This window comes from Bacteroidota bacterium (genome assembly GCA_016711505.1).
Lineage (GTDB): Bacteria > Bacteroidota > Bacteroidia > AKYH767-A > 2013-40CM-41-45 > JADKIH01.
Map to the genome: position 1 here is coordinate 106936 of JADJSV010000007.1, position 14297 is coordinate 121232.

12 protein-coding genes and 1 tRNA gene are annotated in these 14297 nt (G+C 35.6%); 7 read left to right on the forward strand and 6 right to left on the reverse strand.

From position 1 onward, the window contains the following. Positions 1–23 precede the first annotated feature (23 nt). Positions 24–908 (forward strand): metallophosphoesterase, encoded by an 885-nt coding sequence (locus tag IPL24_09870; protein MBK8363970.1) that lies wholly within the window; start codon positions 24–26, stop codon positions 906–908. Positions 909–911: 3 nt separating this feature from the next. Here IPL24_09870 and IPL24_09875 read toward each other — a convergent pair whose 3' ends face one another. Genes IPL24_09875 through IPL24_09885 form a run of 3 tightly spaced genes read right to left on the reverse strand, consistent with a single transcriptional unit; the run spans position 912 to position 3245 of the window. Continuing rightward, positions 912–1325, reverse strand: coding sequence for a response regulator (locus tag IPL24_09875; GenBank protein ID MBK8363971.1), 414 nt, complete (start codon positions 1323–1325; stop codon positions 912–914). A 5-nt stretch (positions 1326–1330) separates the two neighbouring features. Beyond that, a complete protein-coding gene (locus IPL24_09880) occupies positions 1331–2287 on the reverse strand; it encodes a HAMP domain-containing histidine kinase (GenBank protein MBK8363972.1) in 957 nt (318 codons plus the stop codon). Continuing rightward, positions 2235–3245, reverse strand: coding sequence for a PAS domain S-box protein (locus IPL24_09885; GenBank protein ID MBK8363973.1), 1011 nt, complete (start codon positions 3243–3245; stop codon positions 2235–2237). The genes IPL24_09880 and IPL24_09885 overlap by 53 nt, the downstream gene beginning before the upstream one ends. Before the next feature lie 330 nt (positions 3246–3575). On the opposite strand from IPL24_09885, the gene IPL24_09890 reads away from it, so the two are divergent. Further along, positions 3576–4166 (forward strand): porin family protein, encoded by a 591-nt coding sequence (locus IPL24_09890; protein MBK8363974.1) that lies wholly within the window; start codon positions 3576–3578, stop codon positions 4164–4166. 81 nt (positions 4167–4247) lie between these two features. Here the strand turns inward: IPL24_09890 and IPL24_09895 are convergent, their stop codons facing one another. After that, positions 4248–5018, reverse strand: a complete 771-nt coding sequence (locus IPL24_09895) for a Ku protein (GenBank protein MBK8363975.1) — start codon at positions 5016–5018, stop codon at positions 4248–4250. Positions 5019–5212: 194 nt separating this feature from the next. Continuing rightward, entirely contained in the window at positions 5213–7159 is a 1947-nt protein-coding gene (locus tag IPL24_09900; GenBank protein ID MBK8363976.1) for a T9SS type A sorting domain-containing protein, read from the reverse strand. 281 nt (positions 7160–7440) lie between these two features. Between IPL24_09900 and IPL24_09905 the strand changes: the two genes are divergently transcribed. Next, positions 7441–8370, forward strand: a complete 930-nt coding sequence (locus tag IPL24_09905; GenBank protein MBK8363977.1) for a hypothetical protein — start codon at positions 7441–7443, stop codon at positions 8368–8370. A 109-nt stretch (positions 8371–8479) separates the two neighbouring features. Here the strand turns inward: IPL24_09905 and IPL24_09910 are convergent. After that, a tRNA-Arg gene (locus IPL24_09910) sits at positions 8480–8551 on the reverse strand. Between the two features lie 147 nt (positions 8552–8698). On the opposite strand from IPL24_09910, the gene IPL24_09915 reads away from it, so the two are divergent. The 4 genes from IPL24_09915 to IPL24_09930 all read left to right on the forward strand — a co-directional run bounded on the left by IPL24_09915 (position 8699) and on the right by IPL24_09930 (position 14207). Continuing rightward, a complete protein-coding gene (locus IPL24_09915; GenBank protein ID MBK8363978.1) occupies positions 8699–9112 on the forward strand; it encodes a hypothetical protein in 414 nt (137 codons plus the stop codon). Between the two features lie 351 nt (positions 9113–9463). Further along, positions 9464–11761 (forward strand): TonB-dependent receptor plug domain-containing protein, encoded by a 2298-nt coding sequence (locus IPL24_09920; GenBank protein ID MBK8363979.1) that lies wholly within the window; start codon positions 9464–9466, stop codon positions 11759–11761. A 40-nt stretch (positions 11762–11801) separates the two neighbouring features. Next, positions 11802–12323, forward strand: a complete 522-nt coding sequence (locus tag IPL24_09925) for a YfiR family protein (GenBank protein ID MBK8363980.1) — start codon at positions 11802–11804, stop codon at positions 12321–12323. 39 nt (positions 12324–12362) lie between these two features. Beyond that, on the forward strand, positions 12363–14207 hold the full coding sequence (locus IPL24_09930) for a HAMP domain-containing protein (protein ID MBK8363981.1): 1845 nt from the start codon (positions 12363–12365) through the stop codon (positions 14205–14207). The last annotated feature ends 90 nt before the right edge of the window (positions 14208–14297 follow it).

Genomic DNA, 14297 nt, shown 5'->3' on the forward strand with positions numbered 1-14297 from the left:
TGATAATCTGGCTTTATTTCCCGATGGTGAAAGCCCAGGATAAACCTTATTCAAATATGTTGGTTTTTGCAAGTGATACACAGGCTCCACTATGGATTGAAAAAGTGTTTCTGAAATCCAATAACAATACAAAAGCTACAGAGCTTGTATTTAAAGATATTATAAGATTAAAACCGCTGGCGTTTTTTCTTTTAGGAGATGTTGTTTCATTAGGCTATAGTGAAAATAAATGGAAGCCGGTAGACGCATACATCAGAGCCGCAAGAAGTGAAGGAATTCCTATCTATGGAGTTCTTGGTAACCATGAATTAATGCAAAGACCTATTGCCGGTGAGGCGAAATTTCAAATCAGATTTCCTGACCATAAACGAACAGGCTATGTTCAGGTATTTGATTCAATAGCAGTTGTTCTTCTGAACAGTAATTTCAATTCTTTAAGTCCGGATGAAATCAAAGAACAGAATAAGTGGTTGAAGGATACAGTAGCGGTGCTGGATAGCAGTGATTCTGTTAAAGCTATTATTTTTGGTTGTCATCACCCGCCTTACACAAATAGCAAATTGGTGAAGTCATCTTCATTGGTTCAGAATTATTTTGTTGAACCGTTTCTGGCTTCTAAAAAGGCAAAGCTTTTCATTACCGGACATTCGCATGCATTTGAATATTTCAAAAAGAAAGGAAAGGATTTTATTATAATTGGTGGCGGTGGCGGTCTGAATCATCCATTAAGCAATTCAGCAGATCGGCTGGAAGATGTATCAGCAGAATATAAACCACATTTTCATTATCTTTCTGTTGAAATTCTCAATGAAGAACTTGTTGTTGTTTCACATGAACTTCAGGGAAGCCCATTCAAAGGATTTGAGATCGGTTATTCAATCAAGATACCACTGAAAGAGACGAATTAAATTTTAGTTATGGAAAATTATTTTTGATATGTTTCTCACAACAATTTCTTCAGTTAATGGCTTTGAAATAATGTCTTTAATGATCTCATAAGCTTCAGCTTTCTTAATGTCCTGCTGATCGATCGAAGAAGTAAGCATGTACACCGTACAATTACTGAGAAAAATTTCGGGAAAATCTGATAGCTCATCAATAAATTCCCAGCCACTCATTCCATTCATATTGATATCTGCAAATATAATATCAGGAAATTTTTCGTCTTCAAATTTTATTATTGTCCGCAGAAAGTTTAATGCTTCTTTAGCATCTACAAAAGAACTTATTTTTAGATCATAGCCGGAGAACTGAAATATTTTTTCATTGATCAGATTCGACATGGGGTCATCGTCAAGTAAGAGTATATGAATAGGTGATTTCATATCATTTATTCTAAAGGAAAATATATTTTGAATTTGCTGCCAACATTGACGGTACTTTCTACTTCTGCTTTTCCTCCCAATGATTCTGCCTGGACTTTTACCAGGTTTAATCCGATTCCTTTTCCATCGATTGTTTTGCCATGAAATCTGTTGTATAATCCAAAGATCTTTTCTGCATTACGGCTCAGGTCAATTCCTAATCCATTGTCCTCAACTGAAAGAATAATCATTTCATCTTCTAATTTTGTTTGAACATGAATTTTCAATGGACGTGATTTTGAACGATATTTTAATGCATTGGAAATTAAATTATATAAAATACTGTAGATATAACTTTTTACACTTGAAATAACCGGCTGTTCTGAAAAGTCATATGTAATTTCTGCATTCGATTCTTTGATCTCATTCTCCAGAACCTTTTTAATAAGATCAAGTTCGTTTTCCATCTCTATTATTGATTTTTGCTTTGCTTCATCACGAATAGAAATGGCATTGTTAATATCCTTCACAACATTGTCGAGATTTCCGATTTCAATTGCAACGTTTTCAAGAATGGTTTTGTCGTTTATAATAAATCCCGGATCATTCCTTGATAATGAGATCAAGCCAAGTACACGTGCTATAGGGGCCCTGAGATCATGAGAAACTGCGTATGCAAATTGCCGGAGCTCCTTATTCTTTGTTTCAAGTCTTGAAACCATTTCCAGGGTATTTTTTTCTGATTGCTTTTGCTTGGTCAGATCAGTCATCAAAACTGAAATCCCATTTTCAGTTGGATAAATGTTTACTTTATATATGTATGATTCTTCACCAATATTAAAAGTTGTAGTAAAGTTTTTCGCTTTACCTGTTTTCATCACTACCTTATATTCCGGCAGGAATAATGTACCATTATCTTCATAGACTTCGTCAATCGTCTTGCCAATTACGTCTTCTGCTTTTTTTTCCGGTAAATTTTTCACATGCTTTATTGAAACTTGTATGCCGGTATTTTCTATCAAGAGAAAAGAACATATTTGGCATATTGTCAGTCAACACATCATATCTGAGTTCACTCTTCTGTACTATTTCTTTGGAAAGCAACATTTCCTTCATCTCAATATTCTTCTTGCTTTCTGTTATGTCAGTTGAAACAACGCAAACTGCATACATTTTATTCTCTTCATCGTAAAGCGGAAATTTGGATGTGTGGTAGTAGTGAATTGAACCATCTGCATGTTTGATTTTTTGTTCAAATTCAATCTGTCTGTTTTCACGGACAACCTGAAAATGTGTTTGCTCATTCTGCAGATCGGTCTCCTTCTTTAAATGTTCAGTACTGTATTTACCAATTAGTGTAGAAGCATCAATATTGTAAACTTTTTCTTTTTGCCGGTTGATGAATAGATATCTTCCTGTCAGATCTTTAATGTATACGATCATGCTTGTGTTTTCTAAAATACCTTTCAGTAAACCTTCGCTTTCATTAAGTTTTTTCTTTATGATGGATTGTTCGGTGACATCACGAAACACCAATGCTACGCCCGATACATTTGAATGATCATCAAGAATAGGAATTGCACTATTGGAAATTATGAACTGTGATCCGTTTCTCTTCAGCAACACAGTATGATTAGGCAATGCAATTTCCCGCTTTTCATTTGATGCTTTCAAAACAAGATTTTGAACAGGAAATGAAACCCCTTCATGAATTGCATTAAAAATATTCTCTATCGGTTTACCCTGAGATTGCTCCAGTTTCCATCCTGTCAGATTTTCGGCAACTTCATTCATGTTCAGGACAACTCCATTATCATCGGAAAGAATGATGGCATCACCCATTTTGTGCAGAATCTTGGAGATCCATACATCATCTGATATATCTAGTGACTTTCCTGAGTCGTTATTTGCATAAGAATCATTGATTGAATGTTCTGTCATTTTAAAATGGGTTCAAATTCTGAGTGTTTAGGAGGTTTAAGGTTTTTCAGTTGACATTTTATGATATTGTCAGGTAGTGAATTTAAAACCGAACTCCTCTTAACATTTACCAATCTGTTAAAAAAACGTTCCTTGATAAGTTAGATTCAACGCTGGGGTATTCAGGTTTTGAACAAGGAGGAATGGAATTCATGTTTAAACCTAAGTTTCAGTAATAAAATTTGAATCTGAAGCATGCTCTACTGATGATTATTGGCACAAGATTTTATTCCTAATGAACCATAATATGAGCCTGCTATTAGAATAACGTGGGTTCGCTAAAAAAAAATTATGAAAAAAATTACAAGTCTGATCATCGCAGTTAGTCTGCTAACAACAGTTTCTGTAGCTCAAAAAGTAACAATTGGCCCTAAATTAGGATTAAATTTCAGTACACTTACTGATGTTGAAGATGCAGAATCAAGAATCGGGCTGCAGGCCGGAGGGTTCTTGGTTTATAGTATTGTTGAACATTTTGGTGTTAGCCTGGATGTAGTGTATTCGCAACAAGGAGCAAATTCGAAAATCGACAACAATGATTTGCATCTCGAGTATATTCAGATTCCTTTGCTTGCAAATGTTTTTTTCAATCAGTATGGAGATGACTTCCGTCCTAAGATCACACTGGGTCCTTCTTTAGGAATTCTTGCTTCTGCAAATGGTCCTTTTGTCGAGAAAGAGGACTTTAAAAGTACCGATTTTGGTTTTGTGGCTGGTTTGGGATTCAATTACAAAGTAGGGGAGAAGAAATGGCTGAACGTTGATGCACGTTATGGTATGGGTGCTTCAGAAATTTTTAAAGAAGATATTCCCGGAATGGATGTAAAGAATTCATACATTTCATTGACAGTTGGACTTGGTTTTGGAATTTCGGAAGAGTAAAAAATTCGGAAGATCAAAAATATCCAGAGCCTGTAAAGTTTTTCTTTACAGGCTCTGTACTTATGTAATAAATGCTTAGCTCTATGAGGCTTTCTTTTTTGACAAACTTTGTTTCAACTGATCCATCAAATCATCGCTATGACGATGTGCAACTTTGAGTTTTCGAACCGGCTGACGCTTACCTGACGCTTTTGCTTTTATTACTTTTAATAATGCCTTTGCATATTCATCTTTGTATTTCTCAATATCGAATTTTTTGGAATATTGCTTGATAAGTGACAACGCCATTTTAAGTTCCTGTGGTTTTACAGCAACCATTTTTGTAGCACCAAGATCGGATATGTCTCTTACCTCCTCTGAAAAACGGATTTTACTTAAGAGCAGAACATTTTTGTAAGGCCTTAGTACTGTCAATGCTTCTGCTGTTCGCATAACAAACTGTGCGATTCCAACTTTTCCGGATTTAGTCAATGCTGAATAAAGCAATGAGTAAGCTTTAATTCCACTTTTCTCCGGCTGTATGTAATACGAACTTTCATAATAAATGGGATCAATTTCATTTTCATCTACAAATTGATTTACTTCAATGATCTTACTTTTCTCAGGGGCAGCTTCTTCAAAATCTGCATCATCAAGCAAAATGTAATCATCATTCATAAAATAAGCTTTCGCTATATTCTCCCATTTCACTTCCTTTCCCGTGGTCTCATTGATCCGCTGAAATCTGATCTTTGAATGATCCCTGCTGTCGACCATGTCGAGATCCAAATTACTTTGTTCAACAGCGCTATAAAGTTTTACGGGAATGTTTACCAGACCAAAACCAATTGAACCTTTCCAGATCGCTTTCATATTGTTTTTATTCGGTAATATGGAAAAAGAATGCCAGACTTACTCAGGATAGGAATTAACTACTTTTCCGGCACTAAAAATTTCCACTGATTTGAATTTATAAAGTTAGTTTAAAAATCACGAAAAAAAAAGAGTGTGCGCAGGAATTGATTACCTGTTGCACACTCCGTAGAAGATCTGATATTGTAAAGGAATTAGTCTATTATGATTTTTTTTGTTTCAACTCCATCTTCAGCAATTATTTTTAAGAAGTAAACTCCTTTTGAAAATACTGATAAGTCTAATGTTGTTTTGTTTCTGAATGATGACGACCTTAATATATTTCCAGTTGAATTTGTTAATACATATTTTACTTCTTTAACATTAGCTAAAAGTTCGATATTGATCTTATCTTTTGCAGGGTTTGGATAAATACTATTGATCAAAGGTTTGATCTCATCAACTCCAACCGAAACAACAACATATACACAGTCTGAATTGGTACATGAATTCGAGCCTGTAACTGTTACGCAGTAGTTTCCTGTTGTTATAACTGTATAGGTTTGTGCAGTAGAGCCAAAAGTCCATTCATACTGTAATCCCGGACCTGCGTCCAGTAAAAAAGTAGAATCACTCACGGCAGTATCAGGACCAAGGTTAACACTTGGTTGAGAATTTAGGGTTATGGTTTTTGTGAATGTATTTCTTTGAGGATATACATCGTTTACATTCCCTGTTGTAAATGTAAAAGTATATGTACCACCGGCAGATGTATTGATAAAATTAGTAAGAGTAATTGTATCTGTAACTTCCGGCTCTAATGGAATATTATATGTTTCAGTTAAGTTTGCAGTAGTTGAACCGGTCACTGAAATAGTCAAAGGAACATTAGCAACTGTTTTTCTTCCATAATTTTTGATGACGATTTCCATTGGAGTTTCTGAATCTCCACAAGAATTATTAGTTGGTGATAGCATATCAAAAACTGATGTATACGTCATTGGATTAGTAATATTCCCTGAACCATCAAGCTTTGCTATATAAGATTCTTCAAAGTTATATCCAAAACTCCCTGTATGGCCGACAATAATATAACCACCATCCGAAGTTTGCTGTCCACTATAACCATGGTCATGATTATGTCTTCCAAAAGTTTTGTTCCAAAGTGTATCACCGGCAGAATTTGTTTTTACCATCCATATATTTGGATTTTCGTCTCCGTAACTTGATGTGGTGCCGCTTAAAATAAATCCGCCGTCTGTTGTACTTTCAACTCTGTGAAAATCATCAGGAGCAGTGTCACCATACATTTTTGCCCAGACAAATGCTCCGGAAGTATCAGTTTTTACCAGATAACCATCATCGTCACCACCTGATATCAAAGAGGTGCTACCTGCAAGCATATAGCCATCTGAAAGTACAACAATACTTTCGACATTATCAGTTCCTAAAGTTCCTAGTTTTGTAGTCCAGATAACATTTCCTGTTGGATTGGTTCTTATCAAATACTGATCTAAACCATTTCCGGGGTTGTCACTTTGGCCTCCTAACAAATATCCGCCATCTGCTAAAATTTTTAACGAATTGGCATCATCATAATTAGATGAACCGTAGAGCTTGGTCCATAATGTATCTCCATTACTATCTGCATGAAGCATAAATGCATCATAATATTGTGCAGGTGCCGAAGTAGTGTAACCAACGATTGTGAAGTTACCATTCCCGGTCTGAACAATATCCTGACCACGTTCTTTTCCGATACCACCATAAAACTTTACCCATTGTTGTTGTCCTGATGAATTAAGTTTAATGTACAAAAGATCATCATCAAAACCGGAAACACTGGAAGTATAGCCGCAGAATGCAAATCCTCCATCAGAGGTTTCAATGACCTTATAAAAAAGATCTTTTTTACTTTGAGGTCCATTATACTGATATGTCCACATCGTGTCACCATCTTGATCTAGTCTGACTGCGTAAGCGTCACTATCGTTTGCTGAAAAGTTGGCAGTGTATCCGGCAGCAATATATCCACCTCCGGAAACCTCTTTTACACTTCTGAAAACATCAGTGCTGGTTCCGCTGAATAATTTTTCCCAGGTGACTTGAGCATTACTTTGCAGGGAAATTAAAAGAATAATGATTGTACTAAATAATTTCATATAGATTAATTATTGTTTTAAATTTATTTTGTATATAAATGTACACATTGACCGTAATCATTCCTACAAATGAAGCATTCGGAAAATGTCATCTTTCATTGAATAATTGAAATTCGGCCCGTTTTTATTGAGGAATGAAGGATAAGTTGCAAAATTAATTCATTTTTTATGCCAGACAAGGTCTATTTATGTGTTTGATCCGGAATTCAAAGGATGTGTTTATTTATCTTAAATTTTGTAAAATCCATATATTTACTTCAAACTCTAAATCCACAGCGAACATGAAAACTAAATTTACCCAAATTGTTTTCTACACATCTATTATTGCTTTATTATTTAATTCATGTAGTAAAGATAAGGAAGAAGAACCTGTTCCAAATACTCCGGGTGGTTCATCCAATCCTGCACGTGACTCCGCATTGGCTGATTACAATTTGAATTATCTCGGATCAGCAATTTCTAATCCGGGCTGGACGGGAAGTACTTCTACTTGTAATGCCGGTTCGGTTTCGCAAGCTTCACATGATGCTGTGATCAATCGAATAAATTATTTTCGGAGAATGGTCGGACTCAATGATAACTGCACATTGGACACGACGTTATTTGCACAGGAGCAAGAGACAGCATTAATGATGTCGGCTAATAATCAATTGAGCCATGCACCACCAATGACATGGTTATGTTATACTTCAATGGGAGCGGATGGAGCAGCATCAAGCAATATTGCATTGGGTTATAATTCATCAGCTGCAATTTCAGCTTTTATACGCGATGATGGTTCCGGAAATCAGGATGTAGGTCACAGAAGATGGATTCTTCATTCGAAAAAAAATAAATTTAGTTATGGTTCAACTTCAAATGCAATGGCATTATATGTCTTCTCATCTTTTTCTAATCCGTCGGTTCCTGCTTTCATCGCCTATCCGCCTAATGATTATATTCCTCAGTCGCTAATTCCAGGTCGTTGGTCTTTCGGAATTCCATCGGCAAATTTTTCTGCCGCAACAGTAACAATGACCGGTCCTTCAGGCGCCGTGGCACTTAATGTCGTATCATCAACAGCTTCTTACGGTGATAAAACAATTGTTTGGGAACCAACCGGTATTGATCTTTCAAATGTAAATGATGTTGAATATACAATTACAGTGAGTGGAATAACCGGTGCAGCCCAAACAACTTACACTTACACAACTACCATTTTCAAACCTTAATTTATGGAGGAGTGTATGTTTGATTTAGGTTTGAAAAGGTGGTTGTAGAGTGTGAGTGTGAGTGTGAGAGGACGCGACACACCCCACACCCCAAACTCAAACTGTATAGTAGCCCTGGTAGGAATCGAACCTGCATCAAAAGTTTAGGAAACTTCTATTCTATCCATTGAACTACAGGGCCATTGGATTTGATGCGAAAGTAGTCAATTATCGAGTTTTTTTAAGAATAATCGAGGTAGTGATAGATTTCCTAATTTCTTGTGAAACAGTTATATAGGTTTTATTAAAGGTTTTTTGAACTTTTTGACGCTAGCCTTGTTACAGAAGTGTGAATATCGCTGAAAAATCAGGTATGTCTTATATTCCGGGTCGTTGTAATATCGGACCTAAAGAATTAATGGTTCGCAGAAAATTTTTAATGTTCTTTTTGCCTGTTTCATTCGGACTTTCAATTGCAATATTTGCATTTCCTGAATCAAAATTAATGTGGACGATTTTACTTCTATCATCCTTTTCCGCAATTGTTCTGATCAGAGAAATTACAACTAAATTCTGTGTACTCTTTGGTTTTTTCAGCCTTTATAATTTTAAACAACTGGGAAATTTAGATCATGTAATGAATTCTCAAAATAAAAGTCATGACCGCCGCCGGGTACTTAAAATTTTAGTAGCATCATTACTTTTTGCTTTTGTTTACTCTAGCCTTCTTCACTATGTTGCTATCACAATTGACGTTCATTAATTGTAGATGAGATCGAAATGGGATTTAAATTTTGTAAGAATCAAAAAAGTAGTTTTTTAATTTAAATGGTTGGGTAATTTATTACTCAAAAAAATTAATTATCCACAATTGCAGATATGCTTTGATTGTAAACTAAAAAGCAAATAAATTTGCTTCCATAGTTTTGATGGCCTATTTTTAATATCCTGAATCGTTTTCAGTTCAAAATCAATATTGACTTATAGTAATTAAGAGAGAAAGAGAAGACACTTATGTTTAAATCTTCTATTTATTTGAAAAGAGAAATCTGTTAATGAAGTTAAATTAAGTAGAAATAGTCTGTTAACCCACTTATAAACTTGTAGTAAGATTATGATTAACGAACCGGTAGTATTTGTCATCGATGATGATATAGATGATCAGGAAATTTTTGGAATAGCTCTGGATCGGGCAAGTAAAAATGCAAATTGTGTTTTTGCAAATGATGGGATTCATGCAATCGAAAAAATAAAGAACGATGATTCATTCATTCCGGATTTTATTTTTCTGGATATGAATATGCCACGTATGGATGGTTCAGAATGTTTGACTGAATTAAGAAAGATTCCCAGATTAAATCATATACCCGTTTATCTTTATTCAACTTCGCTCGACGCAGTTGGAATAGATAAATCAAAATCCCTTGGCGCTACTGATTATATCATGAAGCCTTCCAGTATTTTTGAATTGACAGATATTTTGAAAAATATAATCAAGACAAAAGTTTTTACTGCTTTAATGATTTTCTTCAGTATCTCAATGATTCCACAGATAAGTTCAGGACAAACAGATTCTATTTCAGAGATCAATGCATTGAAAAAGCTTTCAGTTACTGAATTAATGAATTTGACTGTTACTTCCGTTTCACGAACCCCCGAAAAGTTAACCGATGTTGCATCAGCCGTACAAGTACTTACACGAAAAGATATTATCAGATCTACTGCATCCCGATTGCCCGGAGCATTGAGGCTTGTTTCAAATTTGCAAGTTGCACAAGGTGGCTCGCATGATTGGGGAATTTCTTCCCGTGGTTTTAATGGAGCGCCGATTGCTAGCAGCACTTTAGCAGATAAACTTTTGGTGATGATAGATGGTCGTACTGTTTATACACCATTATTCGGAGGAGTTTACTGGGATGTGCAAAATGTATTACTTGAAGATCTCGACCGAATTGAAGTCATCAGTGGTCCGGGTGGAACTCTATGGGGTGCTAATGCAGTAAATGGAGTTGTTAATGTTATTTCAAAAGATGCTAAAGAAACGCAGGGAATTTTTGCAAGTGTTGCTTCAGGTACCTTTGCTCCGGGACAGGCTGCTGTTCGTTATGGTTCACATGTTGACTCTTCAGTATTCTTCCGGGTCTATGGTCAAAGGTTTGTTGTAGGAAGCAGTAAATTCATTGATGGTACAAGTGCAAGAGATGAATGGCATCTTAGTCAGGGAGGTTTCAGAATGGATGCAAATCTTTCCAAAAGAAATCATTTGACTGTTCAAGGTGATGTTTATGGCGGTGAAGAAGGTGATACGCTTACTTCAAATATGAATGGACAAAATGTTCCGGCTCGATTTGGACATACGATTTCTAATACAGCAGACATCTCCGTTCAAATGTATTTCGATAGAGCATATCGTTATTTCGGATCTTCGAGAACAAGTTATGTTGTTAATACAGCCGACCTTGAAGCACAACATCGTTTTGTTTTAAAAAATAAACACAGAATGTTATGGGGAATCGGATACAGGATGCTTGTAGATAATATCAAAGCTCCAAATCCTACTTTTACTCCTGCCAGCAGAACTCTTGATCAGATCAATTTCTATTTACAGGACAGAATATCAATCATAGATGAAAAATTTGATGTCACACTCGGCTCTAAATTTTTGTATAATTATTATACAGGTGTAGAATTACAACCTACAATTCGTTTTGCATGGCAATTTGTAAATGATAATACATTGTGGGCTGCAGTTTCAAGAGCTGTTCGTACACCAAGCCGGTTTGATACTGATGTTACTTCCTTTACAAGAGTTGAACATGAAAAATATGTGTCAGAAAAAGTTGTAGCAAATGAAATCGGATACAGATTCAGACCAATTCAGCCAATGTCAATTTCTATTTCTACGTATCTGAATTACTATACTGATCTTCGTACACTTGACAGCACAGGAAGCCAACTTGCTCCATTTGTTTTTGGGAACAACATGAATGCTACCACATGGGGAGCAGAACTTTCTGCTACATATATTGCAACTAACTGGTGGAAAATAAAAGTTGGTTACACATACCTGAATAAAAAATTCGAAAAAACATCTCCTTTAGTTCTTCAGAATCATGAATTGATTGAAGGAATTGACCCTGCTAATCAGTTTTTGATTCATTCGATAATGGATCTGCCAAAGAATTTTCAGTTAGATCTTATAGGCCGCTATGTTGATGCACTGCCTGCAGAAAGTGTTACAGGATTACCAACAACCCCGGCCTATTTTGAACTCAACGCCAGAGTTGCATGGGAGTATAAAAATCTGACTATTTCAGTTAATGGAAATAGCCTGTTATCCGATCATCATACGGAATTTGGAAGAGTTTTAGTTAAAAGAAGTGTTACCGGAAAAGTTATGATTCGTTTCTAATCCTCATGGAAAAATTTAAATTGGAATTTCCAGTTATTATATGAAAATCAGAATTCTGTTATTATTTACATTTATGATCTTTTCTTCGTCTGCTCAAAAAGGAGCAAACAGCGAAGCTAAGATAAAGGCAGTATTTCTGTATAACTTCACACGTTTTGTAGAATGGCCTGCCAGATCTTTTTCAAGTGAAACGGCTCCATTTGTAATCGGTATTATCGGCGAAGATCCTTTTGGAGCGTATATAGAACAGGCAATCGTAGGAGAAAAAGTTAATTCACATCCAATTGTGATCAGACGTTTCAATTCTATTGCTGAAATAGAAGACTGTCATATTCTGTTTGTCAACCTGCATGATGGTGGAATGATCAAACAAGTTGTTGCACATGTATCCGGCAAAAATATTTTAACAGTCAGCGATGCAAATAACTTCGCAGGTTGGGGTGGGATTATCCGGTTTTATTCCGAGGAAAGCAAAGTAAAGATCGAGATTAATACTACTGCTGCAAAAGCGGCACAGCTTTCTATTAGTTCGAAATTACTGAGTGTTTCTCAAATTTATTAAACCATGAAGTTGCGTGATATACCCATTCAAAGAAAGATAATGACCGTGATTCTCATCACGTGTGCAATTGTCCTGACATTGATGTGTTCTGCATATATGGTTTTTGAGTACATATCTTTCAGAAATGTTACCAAAGTACATGTTTCAACTATTGCTGCTGTAGTTGCTTCAAACAGTTCTGCTGCACTTGCATTTGATAGCCAAAAAGACGGAGTAGATATCCTGAGTGCATTAAGTGAAGAGAAACACATTGTTGCAGCATCACTTTATAAAAGTGACGGAAAAATATTTGCAAAGTTTCCTGTTTATATTCAGGATTCCTCAGTACCATCTTCTCCCGGCGAAGCCGGATTTTATTTTTCAAAAGGTTTTCTGGAAGGCTTTCAACCGGTAGTACAGAATGGGAAAATTCTGGGAATGCTTTACCTCAAATCAGATATGCAGGGACTGTATGAACAACTTCGGCACTTTGCTGCAATTGCTTTTTTTCTGATTGCCTCTTCTTTATTAATAGCGTATTTTCTTTCTCACATCCTGCAAAAATCTATTTCTCAACCAATATTACAATTAGAAGAAACTGCCAGACGCATCTCTGAAAAAGGTGATTACAGTGTCCGTGCAAAGAAACATGGTAATGATGAGCTTGGAGCATTAACAAATGCTTTTAATTTTATGCTCTCCCAGATAGAAGTTCAAAACAAAGAAATTCTTTCTTTCAATCATACGTTGGAACGAACGGTGGAAGAAAGAACACTCGAATTAGTGGAAGCAAACTCAGTTCTACGGCAACAAAAAGAATTTGTTGAAACAATTATTAATTCATCTGTCGATATAATTGGTGTGTTTGATGCACACTTGAATTATGTCATGATAAATAAACGTGTTGGTGATTTCGATGAATACAAGAGAGATGAAATTGTCGGAAAAAACATTCTGGAAGTTTTTCCTGATCTTTCCGATTCAGCCATGTATAAAAATCTGCAAATGGCATTGAAAGGAGAGATAGTACATGATAAGAAATATAAATCTCCAATTGTTAACAGATATTTTGAGAATTATTATATTCCTTTAATGAATGAGTTGAATGAAGTGTACGGAGTTTTGGTCATTGGACATGATATTTCAGATATCATGGAAGCAAATGAAAAACTTGAAAGTGTAAATAGTGCACTTGTAAAATCTAATCAGGATCTTGAACAATTCGCATATATTGCCAGTCATGATTTGCAGGAACCTTTAAGAAAGATTCAGACTTTTTCTCAATTGATTATTCATGATCGCGATAATACGGAAATGGTCAGCAGGTATCTTGAGAAAATAAACTCCTCTGCTAACCGGATGCAACAATTGATTCAGGAAGTTTTAAATTTCTCCAGAATCAGCAGGGCAGAAGAGGCATTTGTTCCTGTTGACTTAAATAAAACTATAGAAAGCCTTCTGATAGATTTTGAATTATTGATCCGGGAAAAAAAGGCAACGATAAATTTTTCGGGATTGCCTGTAATAAGAGGTATTCCACTTCAACTGTCACAATTGTTTTCAAATCTGATGAGTAATAGTTTAAAATACACAGAACGCGACCCGCTTATTACAATTTCCTGTCGTGATATTACTTCTGAAGAACTGAACTCATATCCGGATCTGAATCAGAATAGTTCATACATATGTATTTCCGTTGAAGACAATGGAATAGGGTTTGACCCGCAATTCAATGAAAAGATATTTTCTATTTTCCAAAGGTTGCACGACAAGCAATCTTATTCAGGCACAGGAATCGGTCTTGCCCTATGTAAAAAAATTGTCGAAAATCATGGCGGAAAAATCGAAGGACATGGTAAAGTAAATAATGGTTCGCGGTTCAATGTGATCTTGCCGGTGAGGTAGGTTTTATTACTTAAAACTTACTCTTACTCTTACTCTTACTCTTACTCTTACTCTTACTCTTAAACAAACTCACCACACTCACATTCTCCA

Excerpts from the sequence above, each read along its gene's own strand:
- IPL24_09900 (MBK8363976.1), bottom strand. The coding sequence starts at position 7,159 with ATGAAATTATTTAGTACAATCATTATTCTTTTAATTTCCCTGCAAAGT.
- IPL24_09925 (MBK8363980.1), top strand. The coding sequence starts at position 11,802 with ATGAAAATCAGAATTCTGTTATTATTTACATTTATGATCTTTTCTTCG.
- IPL24_09885 (MBK8363973.1), bottom strand. The coding sequence starts at position 3,245 with ATGACAGAACATTCAATCAATGATTCTTATGCAAATAACGACTCAGGA.
- IPL24_09890 (MBK8363974.1), top strand. The coding sequence starts at position 3,576 with ATGAAAAAAATTACAAGTCTGATCATCGCAGTTAGTCTGCTAACAACA.
- IPL24_09905 (MBK8363977.1), top strand. The coding sequence starts at position 7,441 with ATGAAAACTAAATTTACCCAAATTGTTTTCTACACATCTATTATTGCT.
- IPL24_09930 (MBK8363981.1), top strand. The coding sequence starts at position 12,363 with ATGACCGTGATTCTCATCACGTGTGCAATTGTCCTGACATTGATGTGT.
- IPL24_09875 (MBK8363971.1), bottom strand. The coding sequence starts at position 1,325 with ATGAAATCACCTATTCATATACTCTTACTTGACGATGACCCCATGTCG.
- IPL24_09895 (MBK8363975.1), bottom strand. The coding sequence starts at position 5,018 with ATGAAAGCGATCTGGAAAGGTTCAATTGGTTTTGGTCTGGTAAACATT.
- IPL24_09920 (MBK8363979.1), top strand. The coding sequence starts at position 9,464 with ATGATTAACGAACCGGTAGTATTTGTCATCGATGATGATATAGATGAT.
- IPL24_09870 (MBK8363970.1), top strand. The coding sequence starts at position 24 with ATGGTGAAAGCCCAGGATAAACCTTATTCAAATATGTTGGTTTTTGCA.